Here is a 26,762-nt window from a genome sequence, read left to right on the forward strand (position 1 = left end):
ATATTTTGAAAATGTGAAGCGGGGTTAGCGCGGAGAGAGCTGTGCCGCTTGTGCAGCCAATGCTTCGATTCCGGCCCAGTCCTGCGATTGGATCATGGATTTTGGCGCGACCCAGCTGCCGCCAACACAGGCCGTATTGGGAAGCGAAAGATAGTCGGCGGCGTTGGCCAGAGTGATGCCGCCGGTCGGGCAAAATAGGATCTGTGGCAGTGGCGCGCCGATCGCCTTGAGCGCCGGGGCGCCGCCTGACGTTTCGGCGGGAAAGAATTTCTGCACCCGGTAGCCGCGTTCGAGAAGGCGCATCGCTTCGGTCGCGGTGGCCGCACCGGGCAGCAGCGGCAGGTCTTCGGCTTCGCAGGCGTCCAACAGCCGGTCGGTGGCACCGGGTGAAACCGCAAAGCGCGCGCCCGCGGCTTTGGCGGCGCGCACGTCTTCGGGGGTCAGCACCGTGCCCGCGCCGACGATGCCGCCCGCCACGTCCGCCATGGCGCGGATCACCTCAAGCGCTGCAGGGGTGCGCAATGTTACCTCAAGCACCGGCAGGCCGCCGCGCACCAGCGCCTGAGCCAAGGGTTTGGCAGTGGCAACATTGTCGATCACCAGCACCGGGATGACTGGCGCGGTGCGGCACAGGGTTTCGCTGAAGACGCTGGCCTGTTCGGGTGTCATGGCGTGTCCTTTCTCAGATGACAACGGCCGCGCCATCCGAGGCAAGGCCGACATTCTGGCGAAACACCTCGAACAGCTCGCGGCCGATGCCGTGGCTGTTGGCGCTTAGATCGGGGAAGGCGACGGGGCGGGTGGCGAAGCCTTCGGTCAGGTTTTCGATGGTGCCGGTGGTTGCATCCAGCCGGATCAGGTCGCCGTCGCGCACCTGCGCCAGTGGGCCACCGGCGCTGGCCTCGGGGCTGATGTGGATGGCCGAGGGCACCTTGCCGCTGGCGCCGGACATGCGCCCGTCCGTGACCAATGCCACCTTCAGCCCGCGATCCTGTAGCACCGACAGGATGGGCGTTAGCCCGTGCAGTTCCGGCATGCCATTGGCGCGCGGCCCCTGAAACCGCACAACCACAATGGTGTCCGAGGTGAATTCACCGGCTTTGAATGCGTCTTTCACCGCGTCCTGCGTGTGAAACACCCGCGCCGGGGCCTCGATCACATGTCGTTCGGGAGCGACCGCCGAGACTTTCATGATCCCGCTGCCAAGATTGCCAACCATCCGTTTCAGCCCGCCGCTGGGTTGGAAAGGATCGCGTACCGGGCGCAGGATCTTGTCGTTCAGGCTGTCGCGCGGGCCGGGGCCATAGCTAACGCGGCCCTCGACCAGCCGGGGGTCCTGCGCATAAAGCTCCAGACCATCGCCCGCGATGGTTTTGGTATCGGGGTGCAGCAACCCGGCTGACAGAAGCTCGCCGATCATATAGCCCAGCCCGCCTGCGGCATGAAAATGGTTCACGTCCGCCAGCCCGTTGGGATAGACTTTGGCCATAAGCGGCGTGATCGCGCTGATCTCGTCAAAGTCTTCGAGGCTCAGCATGATCCCGGCGGCGCGCGCCATGGCGGGCAGGTGCAGCACCAGATTGGTCGAGCCGCCGGTGGCCATCAGCCCGACAATGCCGTTCACAAAGGCCTTTTCATCCAGAATATCACAGACTGGGCGGTAATTTTTGCCCAAGGCGGTGATCGCCAGCGCGCGCTCGGTGCCCGCAACGGTCAGCGCATCGCGCAGGGGCGTGCCGGGATTGACGAAACTGGCCCCCGGCATGTGAAGCCCCATGAACTCCATCAGCATCTGGTTGGAATTGGCGGTGCCATAAAAGGTGCAGGTGCCCGGCCCGTGATAGCTGGCCATTTCGGCGGCCATCAGCGCGGCGCGGTCGACTTCACCAGTGGCGAATTGCTGCCGCACGCGGGCCTTTTCGTCGTTTGGCAGGCCGCTGGTCATTGGCCCGGCGGGCAGGAATATGCCGGGCAGATATCCGAAGGTTGCCGCCGCGATCACCAATCCCGGTACGATCTTGTCGCAGACCCCGAGGAACACCGCCGCGTCAAAGGTGTTGTGCGACAATGCCACCCCGGCGGCTAGCGCGATTACGTCGCGCGAAAACAATGACAACTCCATCCCGACCTGACCTTGTGTGACACCGTCGCACATGGCGGGCACGCCACCGGCCACCTGTGCGGTGCCCCCCGCCGCGCGGGCGGCGGTGCGGATAAGATCGGGGAAATGTTCAAACGGCTGATGCGCCGACAGCATGTCATTATAGGCGGTCACGATGCCCAGATTGGGCGCGCGCGCCTGCGCCAGCGCGCCCTGATCGGCCCCCATCGCCGCATAGGCATGGGCCTGATTGCCACAGGTCAGATGCGCCCGGCGCGGGCCGTCTTCAGCAGCGCGGCGCATCCGATCAAGATAGGCGGTGCGGCTGAGATGGCTGCGCGCGACGATCCTGTCGGTCACGCGGGCAATAACCTCGTGCATTGGCATTTTCGCTCTCCCGTGGTCTTGCAATAGCTATAGGCCGTTAGCGTTAACGGTTCAAGGGCGCGCCGGTGGCGGGACTTGCCACCGGCCAGCGCTGGATCTGAAGGCATGCGGACGCTTAAACTTTGGCCACGTTACGCCATTTTATTCTCTTTTGTGCGTTTGGCGGGTTCCTCGTCCGTCCAGCCCACAGGTTTGATCCCCAGGGGCACAGTTTCAGGCGACACAGGCCGAGGTCAAAGCGGCATTTGCCCGCAGTGTGTTCGCCATAGCCCTGACACGGTTGCTGCAACTGCTCCGCTCGACCGAGGCAGCGCTTGGTTCGCGGCATCAACAGACGCTTGCACGCCCGGAGACGGCGCATCCGGCGCTAGTCAGCGCCGTTCCTGCTGGTCGGCCGCCCGGATCGATAAAGCCGCAATTCACCGGGGATTGGCGCGCGTTGCTGCACAATGGTCGCCGTATTGTTCGGTATTTGCCGCAAATCTGCCCAACTCTGACAGGATAACCTCCCCAACTCGAAACAGGCAGAACGCCCAGGGAGAATGAAGATGAAACAATTTCGCACCGGTTTGATTTTGGCGCTTGGTCTGGGACTGTCGGCATGCGGCGCGATTGATACCGCAACACGGAACGCGCCCATGGATATGCCGCAGATGGCGGTTTCTGCCCCGTCGGTGCAGGTACAATCCTACAACATCAAAGTCTCCCGCGGGCTGCGTGTGTCCGAGGCCAACCTGTATTACCCGATGGGTGATATCGTGTGGCGCGGCGAACCGATGGGGGATCGTCACGCTCAGGTCGCCGGGATTTTCGAAAACAGCATCAAGCAGGTGCAGCAGGAAACAGCCGAGGGCGCTCTGCCGGTGGCGGTCGAAATCGAAGTCCTGCGCTTTCATGCGCTGACCGAGAAAACCCGCTATACCATCGGCGGCGTGCACTCGATCGAGTTTAACATGACCGTTCTGGACCCGGCAACCGGTGCCGTTCTGGTGCCGACGCGCGAAATCAAGGCAGACCTCAAGGGCTATGGCGGGTCCAAGGCGATTGCCGCCGAGCAGCAGGGGCTGACGCAGAAAGTGCGCATCTCGCGCCATCTGGTGAATGTGGTAGAACAGGAACTGGCCGCACCCGGTTCAGTTCAGCCCGGCGTGACCGAGCTTGTGGCCGGTCTTGAGGCCAACGTAAAAATCTAAGCTTTCGCCGCACAACGAACAGGGATAAGAGGGCGCCATGATGACGCCCTCTTATCCTATTGTCCGCCTTCGTCCCAAAGCCAACGCCAAAGCGGTGCGGCATGGGTTTCCGTGGGTCTATGACAACGAGCTGGTCACCGACCGGCGGTCGCGCAACTTGATCCCTGGCACCCTTGCGGTGCTTGAGGACGCAGAGCGCAACACGCTTGGTCTTGTGGCTGTAAACCCCAATTCCCGCATTATCTGCCGGATGATCGACCGCGATGAAACCGCGCAGGTTGATCAGGCTTGGTTTGCCGCGCGGCTGACGCGGGCATTGCAGATGCGCGAACGTCTGTTCGATGCGCCGTTCTATCGCTTGATCCACGCCGAGGCAGATGACCTGCCGGGTGTGATCATCGACCGCTTCGGCGATGTCGCGGTGGTGCAGCCCAACGCGGCCTGGGCCGATCTGTTGTTCGATGCGCTCAGCGCGGCGCTGATCGAGGCCACAGGCGTGACCACGGTGATCAAAAGCGCCACGGGCCGGGCGCGGTCTTTGGAAGGGCTGGACAACGAATCCGGCGTGACCGAAGGCGCGGCCCCTGCGGCGCCGGTTCCTGTGCCGATGAACGGTGCTACCTATATGGCCGACCTGACCGGCGGCCAGAAAACCGGGCTTTATTTTGACCAACGCCCGAACCACGCCTTTGCCGCACGTCTGTGCAAGGATGTGACCGTGCTGGATGTGTTCTCTCACGTTGGCGGCTTTTCCCTTGCGGCGCTGGCCGCAGGTGCCAGTTCCGCGCTGGCGGTTGATGGCTCCGAGGCAGCACTTGCGTTGGCTGAAGAGGGGGCCAAGGCGACCGGCGTTTCCGACCGCTTTACCACCCGCAAGGGTGACGCCTTTGACGTATTGGCAGCCTTGGCCGAAGAGGGCGAAAAATTCGATGTGGTGATCTGTGATCCACCCGCATTTGCGCCGTCAAAACAATCGGTTGAGGCGGGCTTGCGCGCCTATGAACGCATCGCACGGCTGGCGGCCGGCGTGGTGGCCGAGGGCGGGTATCTGGTGCTTTGCTCCTGTTCCCATGCTGCTGATCTGGCGAAGTTCCGCGGCGCTTGCGTGCGCGGGATTGGTCGGGGCGGGCGTCATGCGCAACTGCTGCATACCGGTTTCGCCGGGGCGGATCACCCGTTGATGCCGCAATTGGCCGAAAGCGGATACCTCAAGGCGCTGTTTTTCCGCCTATGAAGGTGCTGCTCGATACCTGCGTGCTGTATCCGACGGTTATGCGCGAGGTGTTGTTGGGCGTGGCCGGAGCGGGGGTTTATACTCCGCTGTGGTCGGCGCGTATTCTTGAGGAATGGGCCCGTGCCGCGCGCAAGCTGGGGCCGGGCGGCGAGACGCAGGCACGGGGCGAAATTGCGCTGCTCAGCAGCCGTTGGCCGGGGGCGCAGGTGACATGGCCCCCTTCGCTTGAGGCGCGGCTGTGGCTGCCGGACCCGGCGGATGTGCACGTGCTGGCAGCGGCGATCGCAGGGTCGGCTGATCTGATTATCACCCTGAACGCAAAGGATTTTCCGGGGAATATCCTGACCGAAGAAGGTTTGACCCGGCAAGACCCGGACGGTTTTTTGCACGGCATCTGGCAAGCGCAACCCGAACTGGTGACCGAGGTGGCCGAGGCCGTCCGGCAAGAGGCCGAGCGGTTGTCGGGCGAAGCGTGGAACATGCGCGCGTTGATGAAAAAGGCGCGTTTGCCGCGCTTGGGCAAGGCGTTGACGCCCGGCCCACGGGCCTAGGTCCAGCGCTGATCCAGCTTCTCGATCGCGGCAATCCGCTCGCCGGTTTTCGGATGGCTCAGCAGCCATGCGGGGGCGGCGCCGGAGTTGGACTGCGTCAGGGCTTCGAGCTTGAGAAATAACGATTTTTGTGGCGCGGTGCCAATGCCCGCCTTGGTCAGCAGGGCGGCGGCATAGGCGTCGGCCTCGTACTCGTCGGAGCGCGACAGGCGCGCCGCCAGCAGGGTGGTCAGCATATTGGCCAGCCATGTCCCGATCCCCGGCAGCAGTCGCGAGAACACCATCGCCAGCGCAGTGCGCAGGGCATTCTGGCCGGAAAAGTCGATCATCCGCCGCCGGGAATGGCCAAGGGCGACATGGCCCAATTCATGCGCGATAACGCTGGCTATTTCCTCGGCCGTGACCTCACCCGCCTTGAATTTGTTGTAAAATCCGCGTGTTATGAAGATGCGGCCATCCGGTGCGGCCAGACCGTTGACCGGGGCAATCTCGTAAATATGCACGCGGATGCGCGGCAGATCGAGCGCGGCGGCCAGCCGCGAGGTGATCTGTGACAGCGTGGGATCGGCCAGCTCGGACGAGCGGGCATCAAGCTCGCGCGCGGTGCGCCAGACGGAAAAGCGATACATCGCCAGAGCGTAGAGGATCGCCAGAAGGATCGGGGCAAAGCGTAGCATAGTCAAGATATGGGGCAGGGCGCGGGCGCTGACAAGGCCGCATCGTGTCGGCGCCTTGCGACGATCTGGCCGCGAAATAGCTCAAAATACCTGTATGATTTCGATGCACATTACATGCACACTGTATGCACATGCAGCAAGATCGGGCGCTGCGCAGCCTGAAGGTTGAACCGGAATGAAACTATCATGGGACAGCAGCGCGCTGAAGCGCTTGCCGCGTGGGGTCTGGGCGCTGGGATTTGTGTCATTGTGGATGGATATTTCATCCGAGATGATCCACGCGTTGCTGCCGGTTTATCTGGTGACAGTCATGGGCAGTTCGATGGTGGCGGTCGGTTTCATCGAGGGCATAGCCGAGGCAACGGCGGCGATCACCAAGGTGTTTTCCGGCGCGCTGAGTGATTGGCTGGGGCGGCGCAAGGTGCTTGTGGTTGTCGGGTACGGGCTGGCGGCGCTGACCAAGCCGATCTTTCCGCTGGCGCCGACGCTGGGCTGGGTTGTCGGCGCGCGGTTCATTGACCGGGTGGGCAAGGGCATTCGCGGCGCGCCGCGTGATGCGCTTTTGGCGGATCTGGCGCCAGAGGAGCTGCGCGGGGCGAGTTTTGGCCTGCGGCAATCGCTGGATACGGTCGGGGCCTTTATCGGGCCGTTGCTTGCGATCGGGCTGATGTGGGCGCTGGCGGGGGATATCCGCCTGGTGTTCTGGGCCGCCGTTATTCCGGCGGTGATCGCTGTCTGGCTGCTGGTGACGCAGGTGCGCGAGCCGGAACGCGAAGGCGGCCCGGCGCGGGTCAAGGCGCCGCTCAGCTGGGCGGCGGCGCGCAAGCTGGGCGGGGTGTATTGGGCGGTGGTGGCCGTGGCGGCCGCCTTTACGCTGGCGCGGTTCAGCGAGGCGTTTCTGGTGCTCAAGGCGCATGACGACGGTCTGACGGTGGCGCTGGTGCCGGTGGTTTTGGTGGTGATGAACGTGGCCTATGCGCTGTCGGCCTATCCGGCGGGGGCGATGTCTGACGAGAAGGGCGGATCGCGGATCAAATCGCTGGCGGTTGGGGTTGCGCTTCTGGTGGTGGCGGATCTTGTGCTGGCGCTGGTGCCGGGCCTGCCGGGAGTCTGGTTGGGCGTGGTGCTGTGGGGCGTGCATATGGGCTTCACTCAGGGCGCATTTTCGGCGCTGGTTGCCGATACGGCCCCGGTCGAGCTGCGCGGCACCGGCTTTGGCATGCTGAACCTGATGACCGGCGGGGCAATCCTGCTGGCCAGTGTCATCGCCGGGGTGTTGTGGGATGGCTGGGGCGCGCAGGGCACGTTTCTGGGCGGAGCGACATTGGCCTTTGTGGCGCTGCTGAGCCTGTGGCCACTGCGCCGGGTGATGCGCAAAAACTCTGCGGCCATAGCCGAGGAGGCCGGACAGGCCTAGCGGGTCAGCTCACGCATGCCTTTTTCGATGCCAGCGAGGGTCATCGGGACCATATTGCCCTCGAATATCGTTTCGATCATCTTGATCGACTGGGTATAGGCCCAGTATTTTTCCTGCACCGGGTTGATCCACATATGCGCGGGCCATTGATCGCGGGCGCGGCGTAGCCAGGTTTCGCCGGTTTCGGCGTTCCAATGCTCATTCGCCCCACCGGGATAGGAGACCTCATAGGGGGACATGCTGGCGTCGCCGACAAAAATACATTTGTAATCAGAGCCGTAGGTGCGCAGGACCTCCCACGTTGGGATCTGCTGATCCCAGCGGCGGCGGTTGTCTTTCCACACGCCTTCGTACAGGCAATTGTGGAAATAATAGTGTTCAAGGTGTTTGAATTCGGACCGGGCGGCGGAAAACAATTCCTCCATCACCTTGATATGCGGGTCCATCGAGCCGCCGACATCGAAGAACAGGATCACCTTGACAGCGTTGCGCCGCTCGGGGCGGGTTTTGACGTCAAGATAGCCGTGTTCGGCGGTGGCGCGGATGGTGCCATCAAGGTCCAACTCGTCATGGGCGCCGTCGCGGGCCCAGCGGCGCAGGCGTTTCAGCGCGACCTTGATGTTGCGGGTGCCCAGTTCGATGGTGTCGTCGAGGTTCTTGAACTCGCGCTTGTCCCAGACCTTGACCGCGCGACCGTGGCGGCCCTTTTCCTGGCCGATCCGCACGCCTTCGGGGTTATAGCCATGCGCGCCGAAGGGCGAGGTGCCGGCGGTGCCAACCCATTTGTTGCCGCCCTGATGGCGGCCCTGTTGTTCCTCGAGCCGCTTTTTCAGCGTCTCCATCAGCTTGTCAAAGCCACCGAGCGCTTCGATCTCGGCTTTTTCTTCGGCGCTGAGATGTTTTTCGGCCATTTTCTCCAGCCAATCGGCGGGGATATCCACGGCTTCGAGCACGTCGCCGAGCTGAATGTTTTCCAGCCCCTTGAAGGTCGCGGCAAAGGCGCGGTCGAATTTGTCGATATTGCGCTCGTCTTTGACCATGGCGGTGCGGGCGAGGTAATAAAATCCCTCGACATCATAGGTTACAAGCCCGGATTTCATCGCCTCGAGAAAGCTGAGGTATTCGCGCAAAGAGACCGGAACGCCGCCTTTTCTGAGGTTTTCAAAGAAGGGCAGGAACATGGGTCAGACCGCCGCGCGATGCACGAAGATGGTCAGGAACAAGCCGATGATCATGAACAGGATCGCATAGCCCGCCGCATATTGCAGCATGTCCAGCCTGCGCCCTTTGCGCCGATATGCCAGCAGCGCCCCAAAGAACGCGCCCAGAATTGCCCCAAGAATTACGATCATATTTGCCCGTTTCTCCGTTTCAGGGGGCTGAGCGCGGTGATTTCCCGCACCTTCGCCCGCACGGCCCAATCCGCGCCAAATCCGTACCTTGCCCAGCCCAGACTGTCCAGTCTGACGGTCCGTGCCTCGGCAGAGCGGCCCAGCAGGTCCAGTGCCTCGGCGCGCAGCAGCAGCAGGGTCGACAGCAGCGCGGCGTTTTCATGGCGGGCGGCGACGTTCAGATGCGAATCGACCAAGCGCAGCGCCTCGGCGCCGCGGCCTTCGCTGACGGCATAGGCCGCAAGCTGTTGCGCGACCTGGGCGCTGTGCAGTTCGGTGTTGGGCGTGCGGTCGTAAAATCGCTGTGCGGCCTGAAAATGCGACATGGCGATCGGTGCGTCATAGGATTGGGTCAGCCGCCCCAGTGCGTAATGTGAAAAGGCGCGGCGGTGATCCTGCCAGCCTTGGGTGCGGGCAATATTGACCGCGCGCTGTGCCGCTGAGCGTCGCTGCTCGGGGCTGGCGCCGGGGCCAAGGGCGCTCTGAACCGCGTCGATCCAGGCGCGCGGGGTCGGGGTCAGGTTCTGCGGGGCCAGCGTTTGCCCCGTCGGGTTAAGCCGCGCCAGAATCGCGGGAAGGCGCGTGGCCACCTGAGCGCGGGTCATGCCCGACTGCAATTCGGGTGCATAATACGCCCGCAGCACCAGCATGTCGTAGCCGGTCAGAACCGTGTGCACATTGTCGTCGTTGAACACGCTGTCGGGCAGCCGGTAGAGGTCATTGAGCGGCCCCAGCGCCTGTGCCAGCTCTTCATGCAGGCAATCGCGCAATTCCTGCGGAGCGGCATCGGCGGGCACGAAAATCGCCAGCTTGCTGCGCTGCGTGACCTTGGCCCAATCGGTGCGGGCCGACCGTCGAGCCGAGCGATATTCGGACAGCCGCGAGATATTGGGCACCACGAAACAGGCAGCCTGCGGCAGCTGCCGACGAATGTCGGCGCGCGTTACGGCCTCGATCGTGATATTGGCGTCGGCGTCGGCGGTGCGGCGGATGTCGATCCCGGCCTCGGAGCGCAAGCGGAGCAGCAAGCGGTCAAGATCCATCGTCAGATTGACCGGCGCCTGCCCGGTGACGCGCAGGGTGATCGGGCCCTCAAAGCGGCTGAGCACCGGCAGGTCGCGCCCTGATTCAAGCTTGAACGCCAGATCCAGAAAGTCGCGTCTGAGGTCGATATTCGACACCATCGGCCGGTCGGGGCGCGGCACCGTGAAGGTTTTCATCGGCGGCAGCAGGGTTTCCGCGCCGGTTGCGGCGCGGGTGGCCACATCGCCGGGTTCGGCGGACACGCAGGCGCTTAACGCCAGACAAAGGGACAAAAGCCAGATGGGTTTCATTTTTGAAATATGCCTCGCATTGCGGGGCGGGGCAACGCGCAAAACCGGCGCATATCAGAACCTCTTGATCATAAAACTTACAGGCGCGGGCCGGGAATTGGCAGCCGCCCACCTCAAACACGCTAGGGGCTGTTTGAGGCGGAAGTTGGGCTTGTGTTGAAAATTTTCGAAAAATACGCTGAATATTGGCCGGGTATCGCCCCGGCCACGGCGTAGGCGGGGGCTACTGTCGTTTGCTGCGGGCCATGAAGGCGAGGCGTTCGAACAGGTGCACGTCCTGCTCGTTTTTCAGCAGCGCGCCGTGCAGTTTGGGCAGGGCGTTCGGCCCGTCGCGGCGCAGGTCCTCGGGGGTCAGATCCTCGGCCAGCAGCAGCTTCAGCCAGTCCAGCACCTCGGAGGTAGAGGGCTTTTTCTTCAGCCCGGCAGTGTCGCGCACCTCGTAAAACTGCGTCAGGGCGGTGGTCAGCAGCTTTTCCTTGATATTGGGGTGATGCACTTCGACGATCTGCTTCATCACCTCGGGTTCGGGGAAGCGGATGTAGTGGAAGAAACAGCGGCGCAGGAAAGCGTCGGGCAGTTCCTTTTCGTTGTTCGAGGTGATGATCATGATCGGGCGGTGCTTGGTGCGGATCGTCTCGCCGGTCTCGTAGACGTGGAACTCCATCTTATCGAGCTCTTGCAACAGGTCGTTGGGGAATTCGATATCGGCCTTGTCGATCTCGTCGATCAGCAGAACGACTTTTTCGTCGGCATCAAAGGCTTCCCAGAGTTTGCCCTTTTTGATGTAGTTGCTGACGTCGTGCACGCGCTCTTCGCCAAGCTGGCTGTCGCGCAGGCGCGATACGGCGTCATATTCGTACAGGCCCTGCTGGGCCTTGGTGGTGGATTTGATGTTCCATTCGATCATCCGCAGCCCAAGCGCGCTGGCAACCTGACGGGCCAGTTCGGTCTTGCCGGTGCCCGGTTCGCCCTTGACCAGAAGCGGCCGTTCCAGCGTGACGGCGGCATTGACGGCCACGGTCAGGTCATCAGTGGCCACATAGGCGTCGGTTCCTTCGAATTTCATCTGGACAATAACCCTTTGATCCCTATTGCGGCTGCACAGTAACGTGAAGACCTTCGGCCTGCAATCTACTGCGTTAAGGGTAGTGACAATCGCTAACCGTTCGGATAGATGCTCGGCCGGGAGGGTACCGCATGTCAAAGGACGAAACATTGACAGACCTGGGCCTTGATGAGGGAGCTGATATGAAAGCGGAAACCTTTATTTCCGACGACTATCGACCGGCAGAAGATGAACCATTCATGAATGACAGGCAGCTGGAATATTTCCGGCGCAAGCTGGTCGCTTGGAAGCATGAAATTCTGTCCGATAGCCGCGATACGATTGAAGCACTGCAAGATTCGACCCGTAACATTCCTGATGTGACGGATCGTGCCAGCGAAGAGACCGACCGCGCGCTGGAATTGCGCACGCGCGATCGTCAGCGCAAGCTGGTGTCCAAGATCGACGCGGCCATGCGCCGGATCGATGAGGGCGAATATGGCTATTGCGAAGTGACCGGCGAACCGATCAGCCTGAAACGGTTGGACGCACGCCCGATCGCGACCATGAGCCTTGAGGCCCAAGAACGTCACGAGCGCCGCGAGAAAGTGCACCGCGACGACTGACCGCAGGTTTTGGGTGACGAAATTGAAACGCCGGGGCTTTTGCTCCGGCGTTTTTTCGTTTCAAGGTGGAGCATGAGTCTTCTTGGTCTGAACACGATTGTGATCGGTGGCGGCATCGGCGGTCTGGCGGTGGCGCGGGCCCTGGCGCTGCGTGGTGCCGATGTGACCTTGCTGGAACAGGCCGAAGCCATCACCGAGGTCGGCGCCGGGTTGCAGATCAGCCCGAACGGCGTCGCGGTGATGCGGGCGCTGGGGCTGGCGCAGGATCTGGCGCGCGATGCGGTGCGGGGGCGGGGTGTCAGCCTGCGCGACTATCGCCGCGGCGAGGTGCTGCATCTGGATCTGGGCCGGGTTGAGGATCAGGACTTCTATTTCGTACATCGCGCCGATCTGATCAACATTCTGGTCGCAGGCGCCCGCGAGGCCGGAGTGAAAATCCGGCTGTTGCAGCAGGTTGACCGCGTTCTCCCCGGCGCACCGGCACAGGTTGAGCTGGCCAACGGGGCGACGCTTACGGCCGACCTGGTGATTGGCGCCGACGGCCTGCACTCGCGGCTGCGCCCGGCGCTGAACGGCGATGACGCACCGGTTTTCACCGGACAGGTCGCTTGGCGCGCCGTGGTGCCCAACACCGACAATCGCCGACCCGAGGCTTGGGTGCATATGGGGCCGGGGCGGCATATGGTCAGCTATCCGCTGCGCGGTGGCAAAGACCTGAACATCGTCGCGGTGCAAGAACGCCACGCCTGGGCTGACGAGGGCTGGAACCACGCCGACGACCCCGACAACCTGCGCGCGACCTTCGCCGATTTTGGCGCCGAGGCGCAGGCGATCCTGTCGCGCGTGACCGATGTGCAGCTTTGGGGCCTGTTCCGCCACCCGGTGGCGCGGGTCTGGCAACGCGATCAATGCGCGCTTCTGGGGGACGCCGCGCATCCGACGCTGCCGTTTCTGGCGCAGGGCGCCTGTATGGCGCTTGAAGATGCCTGGGCGCTGGCCGACGAACTGGCCCGCAGCGACAGCATCGCCGCAGGCCTCGCCGCCTATCAGAATCGCCGCGCGGCACGGGCGCGCCGGGTGATCGACGCGGCCAACGGCAATGCGTGGAAATACCACCTGCGCCCCAAACCCCTGCGCTTTGCCGCGCATATGGCCCTGCGGCTGGGTGGCGCGCTGGTGCCCGGCGCGATGCTGCATCAGTTCGACTGGCTCTATGCCCATGACGAAACCGCCCCCGTCGGCTGACGTCGCTTTGGCTTCTTTCTGAAAAAATACTCCGGGGGAGCGTTTGAAATCCAGCGGATTGCAAACGTGGGGGCAGCGCCCCCAACCGCCCGCAGGTAAACCGGGATCAGTTGTCCAGTTCGACCCAGACCGGCACGTGGTCCGAAGGTTTTTCCCGCCCGCGTATCTGTTTGTCGATCTGACAGTCGGTCAGCATGTCGGCGCATTGTGGGCTGAGCAGGAAGTGGTCGATCCGGATACCGTTGTCGCGGTTCCACGCTCCGGCTTGATAATCCCAGAACGAATATTGCCCCGGCGCGCGGTTGCGGGCGCGAAAGGCCTCGGTCAGGCCAAGGTTCATCAGGCGGCGAAAGGCGGCGCGGCTTTCGGGGCGAAACAGCGCATCATCGCGCCAGGCCTCGGGCTTTTTGGCGTCTTCGGCCTGCGGGATGATGTTGTAGTCGCCCGCCATCAGAAACGGGATCTCCTCGGCCAGCAGAGCTTCGGCGCGGGTCTGCATGCGCTGCATCCAGCCAAGTTTATAGGCGTATTTGCCGCCCGGCACCGGGGTGCCATCGGCCGACAGTTCCACGGGGTTGCCGTTGGGCAGATACAGCCCGCACAGCCGGATCGCCTGTTTGCCCACCACGGTGGCCTCGATCCAGCGGGCCTGTTCGTCGCTGTCGTCGCCGGGCAAGCCGCGGGTGATGTCCTCGAGCGGCAGTTTCGACAGGATCGCCACACCGTTGAAGCTTTTCTGACCGTGGGTTTCGACCTGATATCCCTTGTCCTCGAACATCTCGCGGGGGAAATTTTCATCGACCGATTTGATCTCTTGCAGCAGGGCCACATCTGGCTGCGCCTCGTCCAACCAATCGGACAGCGCCTGAAACCGGGCCTTGATGCCGTTGATGTTGAACGTGGCGATTTTCATGGGCGGCTCTCCTGCTTTGGCCTTCTATCGCCTATTGGCAGGGGCGCGCGCAACCCGGCACGGGGCCGGGCGGGCGCGTTTACATCGCGAAGGAGGTGCCGCAACCGCAGGAGGACGAGGCGTTGGGGTTTTCGATCACGAAACGCGCGCCGATCAGCTCTTCGGTGAAATCAATTGTCGCACCGGTCAGGAACGGCAACGAGGTGCTGTCGACCACGACTTTTTCGCCCTGACCGGCCAGCACAAGGTCATCCCCGGCGGGGGTGTCGAGCTTGATTTCATACTGGAAGCCGGAACAGCCGCCGCCCTCGACCGCGATGCGCAGGGCCTGACCCTGTTCGGCGGCACCGATTTCGTGCAGGCGGGCAAAGGCGCGCGGGGTGACCTTGGGGGGCAATTGCATCTGGCGGCTCCTGACGGTTTCGCATTCGGTTGGAATGGAATATATGGGCGGTAACGACAGGCGACAAGGACCAGTTGAGCATGACAGCCCCCTTTGCATCGGACCCGGCGAAATCGCGCGGGCGGCTTTACCCGGAAGAGGAAAGCACCTTCCGTTCGCCGTTTCAGCGCGACCGGGACCGGATCATCCATGCCAGCGCCTTTCGACGGCTCAAGCACAAGACGCAGGTATTCATCGAACACGAGGGCGATTATTTCCGCACCCGGCTGACCCATTCGATCGAGGTGGCGCAGGTGGCGCGCACGATTGCGGGCACTTTGGGGCTGAACCAGGAACTGACCGAGGCGGTGGCCCTGGCGCATGATCTGGGCCACACGCCGTTCGGCCACACCGGCGAGGATGCGCTGTCAGAGCTGATGGCGCCCTACGGCGGGTTTGACCACAACGCGCAGGCCATTCGCATCGTCACCCATCTGGAGCGGCACTATGCCGAATGGGACGGGCTGAACCTGACCTGGGAAACGCTGGAGGGGATCGCCAAGCACAACGGCCCTGTCACCGGGGATATTCCGTGGGCGTTGGCCGCATATAATGCGCGCCACGATCTGGAACTGCACACTCACGCCAGTGCCGAAGCACAGGTGGCGGCGCTGTCGGATGACATCGCCTATAACAACCACGATCTGCATGACGGGCTGCGCGCCGAGCTGTTTTCGACCGACGAGCTGGCGGAGCTGCCACTGTTGCAGGGCTGTTTCGCCGAGGTCGACGGGCTGTTTCCGGGGTTGAACTATTATCGGCGGCGGCACGAGGCGCTGCGGCGGTTCTTTGGTATTCTGGTCGAGGATGTGATCAGCGTAAGCCGGACCAATCTGGCCGCGCTTGCACCGCAAAGCGCGCAGGATGTACGCGATGCCGGGCGGATGATGGTGCAATTCTCGCCGCCCGTCTGGGAGCAGCTGAAGGTGATCCGCGAGTTCCTGTTTCACCGGATGTACCGCGCCCCCGAAGTGGTCGAGATGCGCAGGCACGTCACGCAGGTGGTGCAAGAGCTGTTCCCACTGTTCATGCAGCACACCGATGTGTTGCCGAAACAGTGGCGCAAGGATGTCGAAGACGCGCGGACCGAGCAGGATCTGGCGCGGATCGTCTCAGATTATATCGCGGGTATGACCGACCGGTTTGCCTTGCAGGAATACGAGCGGCTGACCGGGCGCGAGGCAATTCCGGCGCGACGCGGCGTTTAAGGGTGCAGGAGCAACAACAATGACAGTGGCAGAAATAGGGCTGAGCCCGGTATCGGCGATCGCTTTGGTGGGCGCGCTTGGCGTCGGTGCGCAGGTTTTTGCGTGGCGCATGCAATTGCCCGCGATTGTGCTGATGCTGGTGGCCGGGATCCTGGCCGGGCCGGTGACCGGTGTGCTGGATCCGGCGCGCGATATCGGCCCGCTGGTCGGCCCGATGATTTCGATCGCGGTGGCGATCATTCTGTTCGAGGGCGGCATGACCCTGAACCGGCATTCGCTGAGCGATGCGGCCAAGGGCGTGCGGCGGCTGGTGTTTGTCGGCGCGCCGCTGGGTTGGCTGACCTCGGCGCTGGCGCTGCACTATGGCGCCGGGCTGGGCTGGGATGCGGCGGCAGTGTTCGGCGGTATCATGATCGTGACCGGCCCGACGGTGATCGCGCCGCTGCTGCGGCAGGCGCGGTTGTCACGGCGCCCGGCGGCACTGCTGCAATGGGAGGCGATCCTGAACGACCCGATCGGCGCGATGGCGGCGGTGCTGGCGTTCGAGGTGGTGATGGTGCGGCAGACGGCCTCGACCGTGGGGCACGCGACGCAAGAGCTGGTGGTGGGCGTGGTCGTGGCCATCGCCTTGGGCGTGGTGGCGGGATATGGCATTGCCACCGCCTTCAAGCGCGGCTGGGTGCCGGAATATATGAAGGTGCCAGTGCTGTTCGTGGTCCTGCTAAGCATTTTCGCGCTGTCCGACGCGGTACTGCATGAAAGCGGGCTGTTGGCGGTGACCATCATGGGCGTGGTGATCGCCAACGCTGGCTTGCCCTCGTACGAGGAACTTAGGCGGTTCAAGGAACACGCGACGGTGCTGCTGGTGTCTGGGGTGTTCATCCTGTTGGCCGCCTCGTTGGATTTTGCGGCGCTGGGGCAGCTGACCTGGCGGGCGGCGCTGTTCGTGGGGCTGGTGATCTTTGTCGCGCGGCCGTTTACCGTGATCATGTCGCTGCTGGGCACCGATATTCCGTGGCGCGAACGGGCGCTGATCGCGCTGACCGGGCCGCGCGGCGTGGTGCTGGTGGCAGTGGCCGGGCTGTTTGGCGAACGGCTGGCGGCGGTCGGCATTGCTGATGGCGCGTTGGTCGGCCCGCTGGCCTTTGTGCTGGTGGCGGTCACGGTGGTGTTGCACGGGTTCACGCTGCGCCCAATGGCGCGGGCCTTGGGGCTGGCGGGGGCGGATCGCCCCGGCGTGCTTCTGGTCGGCGGATCGGGCTGGAGCACGGCATTGGCCGAGGCCATGATCAAGGCCGAGGTGCCGGTGCTGATGGCCGACCCGAACCACGGCCATTTGCGCGGCGCGCGCAGTCGCGGCATTCCGACCTATTTCGGCGATATCTTGTCCGAGGCCGCTGAAAACAGTGTCGAAGTGGCGCGGTATTCGCGGCTGGTCGCGGTGACGGATAACGATGCCTATAACACGCTGGTCACCACCGACCTTGCGCCAGAGTTCGGCCGCGACAACGTGTTCCAACTGGCGCGCAGCAAAGAGGGGCAGGCGCGCCATGCGCTGCCGGTCACGTTGGGCGGGCGGGTGTTTGGCCAGGGCAAGGGCTATGACGAGTTGGAGGCGCTGCGCCGCGCGGGGTGGGAGTTCCGCGTCACCGGCCTGACCGAGGAATTCGGGCTGGAGCAGTGGCACGCCGCGCATCCCGATGCGCTGTTGTTCGTGGCGATCTATGCCAAGGGTGAGCTGCGTTTCCCGCGTGAGGGTAGCACGCTGAAGGCGGGCGACGGCGCGCGATTGTTGCATTTTTCACCGCCCAAACCCAAGCTGAAGCCCGACACGAAAACCGAGCCAAAATCAGACCCGAAATCAGACCCGGCCCCGGCGGGCTGAGACGGGGGGCGCAACCAGCCCGCGCAGGCGTTGACCTTTGACGCCTGCGTGGTAAACCCCGCGCCAGCGAGAAGGATATACGCAATGAACCTGTTCACCGATGTGCGCGCGCTTGTGCTGGAAACTCTGGACCAGATGGCCGGAGCCGGAGAGCTGTCGCAGGGGCTGGACTATGCCAATGTGGCGGTCGAACCGCCGCGTGATGCCGCCCACGGGGACATGGCCACCAACGCCGCGATGGTTCTGGCCAAGCCCGCAGGGATGAAACCGCGCGAGATCGCCGACCATCTGGCCGCGCGTCTGCTGTCAGACCCGCGCATCACCAGCGCCGAGGTGGCCGGGCCGGGGTTCTTGAACCTGCGGCTGGCGCCGGAGTTGTGGCAGGGGATCGTCAAGGCGGCCCTGACCGAGGGCACGGCCTATGGCCGGTCCGATATGGGGCACGGGCGCCGTGTGAACGTCGAATACGTCAGCGCCAACCCGACCGGGCCGCTGCATGTGGGCCACACCCGCGGCGCGGTGTTCGGCGATGCGCTGGCCAGCCTGCTGGATTACGCGGGCTATGACGTGACGCGCGAATATTACATCAACGACGGCGGCGCACAGGTCGATGTGCTGGCGCGCTCGGTCTATGAGCGCTACCGCGAGGCGTGCGGGTTGGAGCCCGAGATTTCCGAGGGGCTGTATCCCGGCGACTATCTGGAGCCCGTCGGCCGTGCGCTGGCCGAGGCGTATGGCGAGGCGCTGCTGGACAAGCCGGAATCGGAGTGGCTGGAGATGGTCCGCGAATATGCCACCGATGCGATGATGCACCTGATCCGCGATGATCTGGCCTCGCTTGGTGTGGAAATGGACGTGTTCTTCAGCGAAAAATCGCTCTATGGCTCGGGCCGGATCGAGGCGGCGTTGAAGGCGTTGACCGACAAGGGGCTGATCTATCGCGGGGTATTGGAGCCGCCCAAAGGCAAAATGCCAGAGGACTGGGAACCGCGCGAGCAAGTGCTGTTCAAATCCACCCTGCACGGCGATGACGTTGACCGACCGGTGATGAAATCCGATGGCAGCTGGACCTATTTCGCGCCCGATATCGCCTATCACTTCGACAAGGTCGAACGCGGCTTTGACATGTTGATCGACGTGTTCGGCGCTGACCACGGCGGCTATGTCAAACGGATGAAGGCGGCGGTGTCGGCGCTGTCGGATGGCCGTGTGCCGCTGGACATCAAGTTGACGCAGCTGGTCAAGCTGTGGAAGAACGGCGAGCCGTTCAAGATGTCGAAACGTGCGGGCAATTTCGTGACCCTGCGCGATGTGGTAGAGCAGGTCGGCCCCGATGTGACCCGGTTCCACATGCTGACGCGCAAGAACGACGCGCCGCTTGATTTCGATTTCGACAAGGTGCTGGAGCAATCGCGCGACAACCCGGTTTTCTATGTGCAATACGCCCATGCGCGTGTGTGTTCGGTGCTGCGCAAAGCGGCCGAGGCCGGGATTCCGACAGATGATGCCACGCTGGCGGGGGCCGATCTGTCCGGCATGACCCACGAGGCCGAGGTGGCCGTGGCCAAAAAGCTGGCCGAATGGCCGCGTCTGGTGGAGATTGCCGGGCGCACCAACGAACCGCACCGGGTGGCGTTCTATCTCTATGAATTGGCCAGCGATCTCCACAGTCTGTGGAACCGTGGCAACGAGGATGTCGCGCTGCGCTTTATCCAAGAGGGCGATGTGGCCACAAGTCAGGCGAAAATCGCCCTGGCCCGCGCCGTTTCCGTTGTTATTTCCGCAGGCCTTGGTATTCTGGGTGTAACTCCGGCGGAAGAGATGCGGTAAAAACTGCACACATCGCCGGGCTGACCGAGAGCAGATTATGACGGCGGGGCAACCTGCCGGTGTCAGAGAGGCGAGTATGGCGGAGCTACAGGTGAACGGGCGTGATGCAGCGCCCGCGACGGGAAATTCCATAGGGTTATTGGCAAACTGGGCCGGGGCGATTGTATCGCTGGGGCTGGTGGTTGGCGTGGGTGTCTGGGGCTATCAGCTTTTGATGCGCGACGTCAGCGGCGTGCCGGTGGTGCGGGCCGCAGAAGGGCCGATGCGGGTCTTGCCGGAAAATCCCGGCGGGGCACCGGCGGAAAATCAGGGGCTGGCAGTCAACCAAGTGGCGGCGATCGGCGTGGCCGAAGCGCCCGCGGACCGGTTGATCCTGGCGCCGCGCCCAATTGATCTGAGCGACGAAGACACCCCGGTCGCCATGCTGAGCCAGGTGCGGCTGTCGCGTGACGCCGTGCCGGATGACGCGGGCAGCGACACCGCCGAAACCGTTGATCCGACCAGTTTGACGGTCACCGATCTGGTGGCGCAATTGACCGAGGGCGTGGCCCCGATGGGGACCGCGCCAGACACATCAGCGAACAAGGCGCCTGCACAACAGGCCCCAGCCGCCGATAAAAAGACCGTCCTCGCCGAAAGCCCTGCTGCTGCACCGGTGGTGGCGAAAAAGGGGCTGGCCACGTCGCTGCGCCCGCAGATGCGCCCCAAAGGCGGGCGTCAGGTTGCCTCGGTCGATCCGGCCGTAACGGCGCAGGCGCTGAGCGTCGATGTTGATGCCGGCACCCTGCCTGCGGGCACTCGTCTGGCACAGCTGGGCGCGTTTGACAGCCCCGAGGTGGCCAAGACCGAATGGGATCGGCTGTCGGCGCGGTTCTCGGATTATCTGGAGGGCAAGAAGCGGGTCATCCAGAAGGCGGAAAGCGGTGGGCGCACCTTCTATCGACTGCGGGCGCATGGCTTTGCCGACCTGAATGATGCGCGGCGGTTCTGCTCGGCTCTGGTCGCGGAAAAGGCCGAGTGTATTCCGGTGACCAGTAAGTGACGCCGTTCGGAGCCACGATTCTTGACCCGCTTGGACTGCGGCTAAGCCCCGAGGAAAAAACGTTTTTCCGCGATGCGGACCCGTTCGGGTTCATCCTGTTCGCGCGCAATATCGACAGCGCCGATCAGATCCGTGCCCTGTGCGACGATCTGCGCGAGGCGGTCGGACGCGAGGCGGTGATTACCATCGATCAGGAGGGCGGCCGCGTACAGCGGCTGCGCCCGCCTTTGGGCCGCGCGTGGTTGCCGCCGCTTGACCACGTGACCGCCGCAGGTGAGCACGCCGAAGAGGCAATGTATCTGCGGTATCGCATTATCGCGGACGAGTTGCGGGCGCTGGGGATCGACAGCAATTGTGCGCCTTTGGTTGATGTCGCAAGCGACGCCACACACCCATTTTTGCAAAACCGCTGTTACGGGGTCGCGCCGGGGCAGGTGGCGCGGCTGGGCCGCGCGGTGGCGAATGGTTTGCTGGACGGTGGCGTATTGCCGGTGCTGAAGCACATCCCCGGCCATGGCCGCGCGGTGGTGGACAGTCACCTTGACCTGCCGGTGGTCGAGGCCGCGCAGGACGCGCTGGACGGGGTGGATTTCGCCCCCTTCGCGGCGCTGTCCGACCTGCCGATGGGCATGACTGCGCATCTGGTCTATGCCGCGCTGGACACATTGCCCGCGACCCTGTCGCCGGTGATGATGCGGCTGATCCGCGAGCAGATCGGTTTCGATGGGTTGATCATGACCGATGACATTTCGATGAAAGCGCTGCGCGGCAGTCTGGCCGATCTGGCGCAGGGATCGATCGCGGCGGGCTGCGACGTGGTCCTGCATTGCAACGGGTCGCTGGACGAAAAACGCGCCGTGGCCGAGGCCGCAGGCCGGATGGGTCCGCAGGCTCAGACCCGCGCCGAGGCTGCGCTTACGGCGCGCAAAACACCTGATATGGTTGACATTCCGGCCCTTGCGGCCAAGCTGGACGCGCTGTTGAACGGGCGCGGGCATGGCTGACGACGACTTCGAGGATCTTATACAGACACAACGCGTTGCCGAGCGGCTGGCCGCTGAGGCGCTGATCGTTGACGTCGACGGCTTTGAAGGCCCGCTTGACCTGCTGTTGACGCTCAGCCGGACGCAGAAGGTTGATCTGCGCAAGATCTCGATCCTGCAACTGGCGCAGCAATATCTGGGATTTGTTGAGCAGGCCAAGGCGTTACGCATTGAATTGGCAGCGGATTATCTGGTGATGGCCGCGTGGCTGGCGTTTCTGAAATCGCGCTTGCTGCTGCCGCCTGACCCTTCAGAGGAAGGCCCAAGTGGCGAAGAGCTGGCCGCGCATCTGGCGTTTCAGCTGGAGCGCTTGCAGGCGATGCGCGATGTCGCGGCCAAGCTGATGGCACGCGACCAGAAGGGGCGCGATTTCTTCGTGCGCGGCATCCCCGAGGACGTGATGCGGGTCAAGCGCGTGACCTGGACCGCGACCTTGCTGGACCTGATGCAGGGCTATGCCCGGATCCGCACCCGCGATGAATTTCGCCCCTTCGTGATGGACCGCGACTCGGTGTTTACCATGGAACAGGCGCTTGAACGGATGCGGAGTCTGATCGGCTATGCCGGGGCTTGGACGGACATCAGCAGCTATATGCCCGAGGGCTGGGACAATGACCCGGTGCGGCGGCGTTCGGCCACGGCGGCGACCTTTGCCGCCTCGCTTGAGCTGGTCAAAGAGGGCAAGGTGGAATTGCGGCAGGGCGGGATGTTTGAACCGATCCAGCTGCGCAAAAGGGAGCCGCGCGATGGCTGACACCGGGATGCAGGAAGAAAGCCTGTTTGAGGCGCCACCCATTGCCGAACAGGAGCGTATGGTCGAGGCGATCCTGTTCGCCAGCGCCGAGCCGATCACCGTGCGCGATCTGGAAGCGCGCATGCCGCATGGCTGTGACGCCGCCGAGGCGCTGGTGTACCTGCGCAAACGCTATGACGGGCGCGGCGTGCGCGTGGTCAAGGTCGGCGATGCCTGGGCGATCCGTACGGCGCCGGATCTTGGCTTTCTGATGCAGAAGGAAACCACCGAGACCCGCAAGCTCAGCCGGGCCGCGATTGAAACGCTGGCGATCATCGCCTATCATCAGCCGGTAACACGGGCCGAGATCGAAGAGATCCGCGGCGTATCGGTGTCACGCGGCACGGTGGATCAACTGCTGGAAATCGAGTGGATCCGCTTTGGCCGCCGCAAGATGACGCCGGGCCGTCCGGTGACATTTGTGGTGACGCAGGAGTTTCTGGATCACTTCGGTCTGGAAACCGCGCGCGATCTGCCGGGGTTGAAAGAACTGCGCTCGGCCGGGCTGCTGGACAACCGCCTGCCGCCGGGTTCCATGCCCACGCTGACCGAGGGCGAGGACGAGCCCGAGGCCACCGAAGGCCAAAGCGAATTGTTCGAAGATTAAGTAAAGATTGGGTGTGCGCCCTGAAACTGGCGTAATTCCATCCTATATCGTCCCCAAACGGGCACAGGAGAGTCGCATGAATATGAATCAGCTTATCAACATGGTCATGAAGGTCTTTGTCCGCCAGGTGGTGAACAAGGGCGTCAATGCCGGGATCAACAAGGTGGCGGGCAGCGGCAAGCAGGCCGGTGAGGCACGTCAGGCGGGCAAGCGCGCGCGGCAGGCGGCCAAGCTTACCCGGCGGATGGGAAAGTTCTGATCTTTTCCGGCCACAGCGACTCGATCGTGGCAATGATGGCAAACAGCGCCGAATAGGCGACACAAGCGCGCAGCCCGCCCGCCTCGTAGGGCAGGCGGAAAAACAGTGATCCGCCCATGACACACAAATAGGTCACGGCAGAATTAAGCCCCATGATCGCGCCGCGTTGGGTTGGCTCAAGCGCGGTCAGTCGGCCCACCACGGTATTCAGCGCAAAGTGCTGAAAGATGCCCCAGCAGAAGGCCACTGCCAGCAGGGTGGCATAAGATGCAGCCGCCAGCCCCATCGTGACATAAACCACCGTCAGCCCGGCAAACCCCACAACCGTGGCCCGGCGCGCGGGCAGGCGATCAAGGTATTTGTCGAGAAACGCTGCAATCCCAAACCCCGAGCCATAGAACAGTGTCACCACCCCCGCGGCCGAGGTCGTCAGGCCGATACGTTCAACCACATGTGCACCCATGAAGCTGTAGGCGCCGTAAAATCCTAGCATTAACATGGCGTTGGACAGTAATCCTCGGGTAATGCCCGGCACGCGCAGGCCGGTCAGCGGGCTGGTGGCGGTCGTGGCGATACGCGTGACCTGCATGTCGCAACGCCCCAGCAGGACCCAGATCATCAACGTCATCGCCCCCAGCAGCGCATAAACCGCCCGCCACCCGGCCAGATCAGCCAGAAACGCCGACAGCGCCACGCCACCGACAAGGCTGATGGTCCAGCCGGTCAGAACCGTGCCTATGGTCTGTTTCTCGCGCCCCTTGGGGCCGACCTGTGCCGCCAGCGAATAGATCGCAGGCAGCGCCATGCCCGCGCCCAAACCGGCCAGCGCCTGCGCCACGATCAGCAGCATCGCCGTTGGCGCAATCCAGGACAGCACCAGCGCCAACACCAGCACAAACGCCGCTTGCCGCAGCGCCTTGTCCGCACCGATCAGGTCCGCACGCGGGGCCAGCAACAGCGCCGACAGCGCCGTGCCCGCACCATACGCTGCCGCCGCGCGCAGGATGTCGCCAGGATCGCCGCCCAGATCGACGGCGACGATTGTCGCGATCGGGGGCAACACCAATGAATTGGCGCCAACAACGCCAATGGTGGCGGTCAGAAGCGGAACGGGGCGGGTCAGTAGGGGCATGGCAAAATCCGTCAGGAACGCTGTCGGATGTAGTCCCGCGCAGGACCAGAGGAAAGCGGAAACACCCTTCGCAGGGCGGAATTGCGGTTTCTACGGGCGGTGCCGGTGGGCGATCATGGGGTCTTGAAATGCTTCGACAGCTTCAACCCTTGCCCCTGATAGTTCGACGCAATGCCGGTGCCATACAGTTGGTCTGGCACCTGAGCCATGTGCTCGTACACCAGGCGCCCGACAACCTGACCATGCTCCAGCACAAATGGCGCCTCGTGACAGCGCACTTCCAGCACCCCGCGCGACCCGGCACCGCCCGCGGCATCATGGCCGAAACCGGGGTCGAAAAACCCGGCATAATGCACGCGGAACTCGCCCACCATCGCCAGATAGGGCGCCATTTCAGCGGCATAGGCGGGCGGGATATGCACCGCCTCGCGGCTGACAAGAATATAGAACGCGCCGGGATCAAGGATGATCTGGCCGTTGGCGCTGTGCACCTCTTCCCAGTATTCGGCGGGGTCGTATTGCCCGATCTTGTCCATGTCGATCACGCCGGTATGCGGCTTGGCGCGGTACCCTACCAACGTGCCGCTGGCGGGCTTCAGATCGACGGAAAACCCAAGCCCATCGTCAATCACCGCGGGTCCATCGACCAGCGGCATTTCCGCGTGTAGCGCGCGCAGGGCGTCGTCGCTCAGCACCGCTTGGCCTTGCCGGAACCGGATTTGGTTCAGCCGCATTCCGGGCCGCACCAGCACGGAAAACGAACGCGGGCAGATTTCGGCATATAGCGGCCCGCTGTAACCGGACGGGATGCGGTCAAACTCTTCGCCGCCATCGGTGATCGTCCGCGTCAGCAGGTCCAGCCGCCCGGTCGAACTTTTGGCATTTGCCACTGCCTGAATGCCCTCGGGCAGGTCCAGATGCTCCATCAACGGCACCACATAGACACAGCCCTTTTCCAGAACCGCGCCTTGGCTCAGGTCGATCTGATGCATCTCGAACTCGGCCAGCCGATCCGCGACAGACCGGTCGTGCCCGGCCAAGAACGAGGCCCGCACCCGCCACGCGCGGTTGCCAAGACGTAAATCAAGGCTGGCGGGCTGAATCTGTTCGGGGATGATGGCAGGCTGCGCCGAAATCGCACCCTGCGCGATCATGGTTTGCAGCTGTTGGCTGGCCAGAACTCCGGTCATCGTTCACCCCCGTTGAATTGCCCCGCTATAGCAGCCGCTGTCGGCCAAACGGAATAGAAAAAGCCGGATTTCCGGCTTTTCCCGTGGCTTACGGCCTATTTCGGCTTTACGCGCGCTGCGGTTTTGTTGGCAAAGGCCTCAAGCCGCCCGCGCGAGGCGGGTTGGGTGTTGACGATCCCCGCCACCACAGATTCGGCATAGGCCGCATCCAGCGCCGACATATTCTGCATATGGCTGATCGCCGAGCAGATGGCGAAATTCGACAGTGGCGGGTTTTCCGCAGCCGCCCGCGCGATTTCAAAGGCTTTGGCATCGCTGTCTTCGACCAGATACTGGCACAGGCCGACCTGCATTGCCTCGTCACGGGTATAGATCCGCCCGGTCAGCATCATGTCGATCATCCGCGCCTTGCCCACCAGATCGGCCACACGAATCGTGGCACCGCCGCCGGTGAACAGGCCGCGCTGGCCTTCGGGCAGGGCGAAATAGGTGCTCTGATCCGCGACCCGGATATGCGCTGCACTGGCCAGCTCAAGCCCGCCGCCCACAACGGCACCCTTCAGTGCGGCGATGATCGGAACGCCGCCGTATTCCATCTTGTTGAACGCCTCATGCCAGCGCAGACAAAGATGCATGAAATCCTCGGGCCGACGATCTTCCGAGTGATGCTCGACCAGATCAAGCCCGGCACAGAAATGATCACCCTCGGCGCGCAGCACAACGGCGCGCGCGCCCATGCGGGGCAGGGCGCCGAACAGCTCGATCAGTTCTTCGACGGTTTGCGCATTCAGCGCATTGCGTTTGGCGGCGCGGTCCAGGGTCACGGTGGTGATGCCGGCCTCGTCCATGTCCACCGTCAGATTTTCCAGTGCGAAATCCGAGATTTGTTTCATTTTCTTCTCCTCCAGCCGTTTGCGCGCGCGGGGCGCGTATGCGGCGCAGCTTCGGGTCAGAGCGAAGGATGTCAACACCGGACAACGGAAAATGCGGACAAATGGCTGGTTCATCTCGTCACATCAGCATCACGGAAAACGCGCGGAGGGATCGCTGCGCCACCCGCCCGAGGGCGGTGGTCTGGCAGGCGATTTTCGGAATGTTAAGAAGGGGGTAGAGTGTATGGTCGGGCTAGCAGGACTCGAACCTGCGACCTTCCGTCCCCCAGACGGACGCGCTACCAGGCTGCGCTATAGCCCGACGATTGCGCCTTCTTAGCGATT

At 63.4% G+C, this 26,762-nt stretch carries 26 protein-coding genes and 1 tRNA gene; 14 read left to right on the plus strand and 13 right to left on the minus strand.

Annotated elements, in window-relative coordinates; translation table 11 throughout:
• Positions 1-24 precede the first annotated feature (24 nt).
• Positions 25-669 carry a bifunctional 4-hydroxy-2-oxoglutarate aldolase/2-dehydro-3-deoxy-phosphogluconate aldolase gene (eda, locus tag BSF79_RS00285; protein WP_090267800.1) on the minus strand — a complete coding sequence of 215 codons (645 nt, stop codon included), beginning with the start codon at positions 667-669 and terminating at the stop codon, positions 25-27.
• Positions 670-682: 13 nt separating this feature from the next.
• The gene (gene edd / locus BSF79_RS00290) at positions 683-2,488 is read right to left on the minus strand and encodes a phosphogluconate dehydratase (RefSeq protein WP_090266583.1); all 1,806 of its coding nucleotides are present in this window, start codon (positions 2,486-2,488) and stop codon (positions 683-685) included.
• A 548-nt stretch (positions 2,489-3,036) separates the two neighbouring features.
• On the opposite strand from edd, the gene BSF79_RS00295 reads away from it, so the two are divergent.
• From BSF79_RS00295 to BSF79_RS00305, 3 genes are read left to right on the plus strand one after another with little or no spacing between them, the layout of a single operon-like run.
• Positions 3,037-3,681 carry a DUF6778 family protein gene (locus BSF79_RS00295; RefSeq protein ID WP_090267802.1) on the plus strand — a complete coding sequence of 215 codons (645 nt, stop codon included), beginning with the start codon at positions 3,037-3,039 and terminating at the stop codon, positions 3,679-3,681.
• Positions 3,682-3,718: 37 nt separating this feature from the next.
• A complete protein-coding gene (locus tag BSF79_RS00300) occupies positions 3,719-4,915 on the plus strand; it encodes an RSP_2647 family RNA methyltransferase (protein ID WP_090266586.1) in 1,197 nt (398 codons plus the stop codon).
• A complete protein-coding gene (locus BSF79_RS00305; protein WP_090266592.1) occupies positions 4,912-5,466 on the plus strand; it encodes an RSP_2648 family PIN domain-containing protein in 555 nt (184 codons plus the stop codon). The genes BSF79_RS00300 and BSF79_RS00305 overlap by 4 nt, the downstream gene beginning before the upstream one ends.
• On the opposite strand, the gene BSF79_RS00310 is transcribed toward BSF79_RS00305, so the two are convergent.
• Positions 5,463-6,143, minus strand: a complete 681-nt coding sequence (locus tag BSF79_RS00310; RefSeq protein ID WP_090266595.1) for a M48 family metalloprotease — start codon at positions 6,141-6,143, stop codon at positions 5,463-5,465. The two genes, BSF79_RS00305 and BSF79_RS00310, sit on opposite strands and share 4 nt — an antisense overlap.
• A gap of 175 nt (positions 6,144-6,318) precedes the next feature.
• Between BSF79_RS00310 and BSF79_RS00315 the strand changes: the two genes are divergently transcribed.
• Complete coding sequence (locus BSF79_RS00315) at positions 6,319-7,560, plus strand: MFS transporter (RefSeq protein WP_090266598.1); 1,242 nt, start codon at positions 6,319-6,321, stop codon at positions 7,558-7,560.
• On the opposite strand, the gene BSF79_RS00320 is transcribed toward BSF79_RS00315, so the two are convergent.
• The 4 genes from BSF79_RS00320 to BSF79_RS00335 form a co-directional block, all read right to left on the minus strand.
• A complete protein-coding gene (locus BSF79_RS00320; protein ID WP_090266601.1) occupies positions 7,557-8,741 on the minus strand; it encodes a vWA domain-containing protein in 1,185 nt (394 codons plus the stop codon). The genes BSF79_RS00315 and BSF79_RS00320 overlap by 4 nt on opposite strands.
• Positions 8,742-8,744: 3 nt before the next feature.
• Entirely contained in the window at positions 8,745-8,912 is a 168-nt protein-coding gene (locus tag BSF79_RS19655) for a hypothetical protein (protein WP_090266604.1), read from the minus strand.
• Entirely contained in the window at positions 8,909-10,285 is a 1,377-nt protein-coding gene (locus BSF79_RS00330) for a DUF2927 domain-containing protein (protein ID WP_090266607.1), read from the minus strand. Before BSF79_RS00330 ends, BSF79_RS19655 begins: the two co-directional genes overlap by 4 nt.
• Before the next feature lie 223 nt (positions 10,286-10,508).
• Entirely contained in the window at positions 10,509-11,351 is an 843-nt protein-coding gene (locus tag BSF79_RS00335) for an AAA family ATPase (protein WP_090266610.1), read from the minus strand.
• A gap of 182 nt (positions 11,352-11,533) precedes the next feature.
• Between BSF79_RS00335 and dksA the strand changes: the two genes are divergently transcribed.
• Both dksA and BSF79_RS00345 read left to right on the plus strand, forming a co-directional pair.
• Entirely contained in the window at positions 11,534-11,956 is a 423-nt protein-coding gene (dksA, locus tag BSF79_RS00340) for an RNA polymerase-binding protein DksA (RefSeq protein ID WP_090267805.1), read from the plus strand.
• A 72-nt stretch (positions 11,957-12,028) separates the two neighbouring features.
• On the plus strand, positions 12,029-13,201 hold the full coding sequence (locus BSF79_RS00345) for an FAD-dependent monooxygenase (protein ID WP_090266613.1): 1,173 nt from the start codon (positions 12,029-12,031) through the stop codon (positions 13,199-13,201).
• A 106-nt stretch (positions 13,202-13,307) separates the two neighbouring features.
• Here BSF79_RS00345 and xth read toward each other — a convergent pair whose 3' ends face one another.
• Positions 13,308-14,114 (minus strand): exodeoxyribonuclease III, encoded by an 807-nt coding sequence (gene xth, locus BSF79_RS00350; RefSeq protein WP_090266617.1) that lies wholly within the window; start codon positions 14,112-14,114, stop codon positions 13,308-13,310.
• Positions 14,115-14,193: 79 nt separating this feature from the next.
• On the minus strand, positions 14,194-14,517 hold the full coding sequence (locus BSF79_RS00355; RefSeq protein ID WP_090266620.1) for a HesB/IscA family protein: 324 nt from the start codon (positions 14,515-14,517) through the stop codon (positions 14,194-14,196).
• A gap of 80 nt (positions 14,518-14,597) precedes the next feature.
• Between BSF79_RS00355 and BSF79_RS00360 the strand changes: the two genes are divergently transcribed.
• From BSF79_RS00360 to BSF79_RS00395, 8 genes are all read left to right on the plus strand, one after another.
• Positions 14,598-15,764 carry a deoxyguanosinetriphosphate triphosphohydrolase gene (locus BSF79_RS00360; RefSeq protein ID WP_090266622.1) on the plus strand — a complete coding sequence of 389 codons (1,167 nt, stop codon included), beginning with the start codon at positions 14,598-14,600 and terminating at the stop codon, positions 15,762-15,764.
• A 19-nt stretch (positions 15,765-15,783) separates the two neighbouring features.
• Positions 15,784-17,649, plus strand: a complete 1,866-nt coding sequence (locus BSF79_RS00365) for a cation:proton antiporter (protein WP_090266625.1) — start codon at positions 15,784-15,786, stop codon at positions 17,647-17,649.
• An 84-nt stretch (positions 17,650-17,733) separates the two neighbouring features.
• Positions 17,734-19,479 carry an arginine--tRNA ligase gene (gene argS / locus BSF79_RS00370; protein WP_090266629.1) on the plus strand — a complete coding sequence of 582 codons (1,746 nt, stop codon included), beginning with the start codon at positions 17,734-17,736 and terminating at the stop codon, positions 19,477-19,479.
• Between the two features lie 76 nt (positions 19,480-19,555).
• Entirely contained in the window at positions 19,556-20,521 is a 966-nt protein-coding gene (locus tag BSF79_RS00375) for an SPOR domain-containing protein (RefSeq protein WP_090266631.1), read from the plus strand.
• Positions 20,518-21,525, plus strand: a complete 1,008-nt coding sequence (nagZ, locus tag BSF79_RS00380; protein ID WP_090266634.1) for a beta-N-acetylhexosaminidase — start codon at positions 20,518-20,520, stop codon at positions 21,523-21,525. The genes BSF79_RS00375 and nagZ overlap by 4 nt, the downstream gene beginning before the upstream one ends.
• Positions 21,518-22,318, plus strand: coding sequence for a segregation and condensation protein A (locus BSF79_RS00385; protein WP_090266637.1), 801 nt, complete (start codon positions 21,518-21,520; stop codon positions 22,316-22,318). The genes nagZ and BSF79_RS00385 overlap by 8 nt, the downstream gene beginning before the upstream one ends.
• Positions 22,311-22,964, plus strand: coding sequence for an SMC-Scp complex subunit ScpB (scpB, locus tag BSF79_RS00390; protein WP_090266641.1), 654 nt, complete (start codon positions 22,311-22,313; stop codon positions 22,962-22,964). Before BSF79_RS00385 ends, scpB begins: the two co-directional genes overlap by 8 nt.
• 76 nt (positions 22,965-23,040) lie before the next feature.
• Entirely contained in the window at positions 23,041-23,223 is a 183-nt protein-coding gene (locus tag BSF79_RS00395; protein ID WP_090266644.1) for a hypothetical protein, read from the plus strand.
• On the opposite strand, the gene BSF79_RS00400 is transcribed toward BSF79_RS00395, so the two are convergent.
• The 4 genes from BSF79_RS00400 to BSF79_RS00415 all read right to left on the minus strand — a co-directional run bounded on the left by BSF79_RS00400 (position 23,198) and on the right by BSF79_RS00415 (position 26,739).
• Complete coding sequence (locus BSF79_RS00400) at positions 23,198-24,355, minus strand: MFS transporter (RefSeq protein ID WP_090266647.1); 1,158 nt, start codon at positions 24,353-24,355, stop codon at positions 23,198-23,200. The two genes, BSF79_RS00395 and BSF79_RS00400, sit on opposite strands and share 26 nt — an antisense overlap.
• Before the next feature lie 113 nt (positions 24,356-24,468).
• On the minus strand, positions 24,469-25,545 hold the full coding sequence (locus tag BSF79_RS00405; RefSeq protein WP_090266649.1) for a 2'-deoxycytidine 5'-triphosphate deaminase: 1,077 nt from the start codon (positions 25,543-25,545) through the stop codon (positions 24,469-24,471).
• 95 nt (positions 25,546-25,640) lie between these two features.
• Positions 25,641-26,438 (minus strand): crotonase/enoyl-CoA hydratase family protein, encoded by a 798-nt coding sequence (locus BSF79_RS00410; RefSeq protein ID WP_090267807.1) that lies wholly within the window; start codon positions 26,436-26,438, stop codon positions 25,641-25,643.
• Between the two features lie 224 nt (positions 26,439-26,662).
• A tRNA-Pro gene (locus BSF79_RS00415) sits at positions 26,663-26,739 on the minus strand.
• Positions 26,740-26,762 lie beyond the last annotated feature (23 nt).

Origin of the sequence: Thalassovita taeanensis (assembly GCF_900110775.1) — a bacterium.
Taxonomy (GTDB): domain Bacteria; phylum Pseudomonadota; class Alphaproteobacteria; order Rhodobacterales; family Rhodobacteraceae; genus Litorimicrobium; species Litorimicrobium taeanense.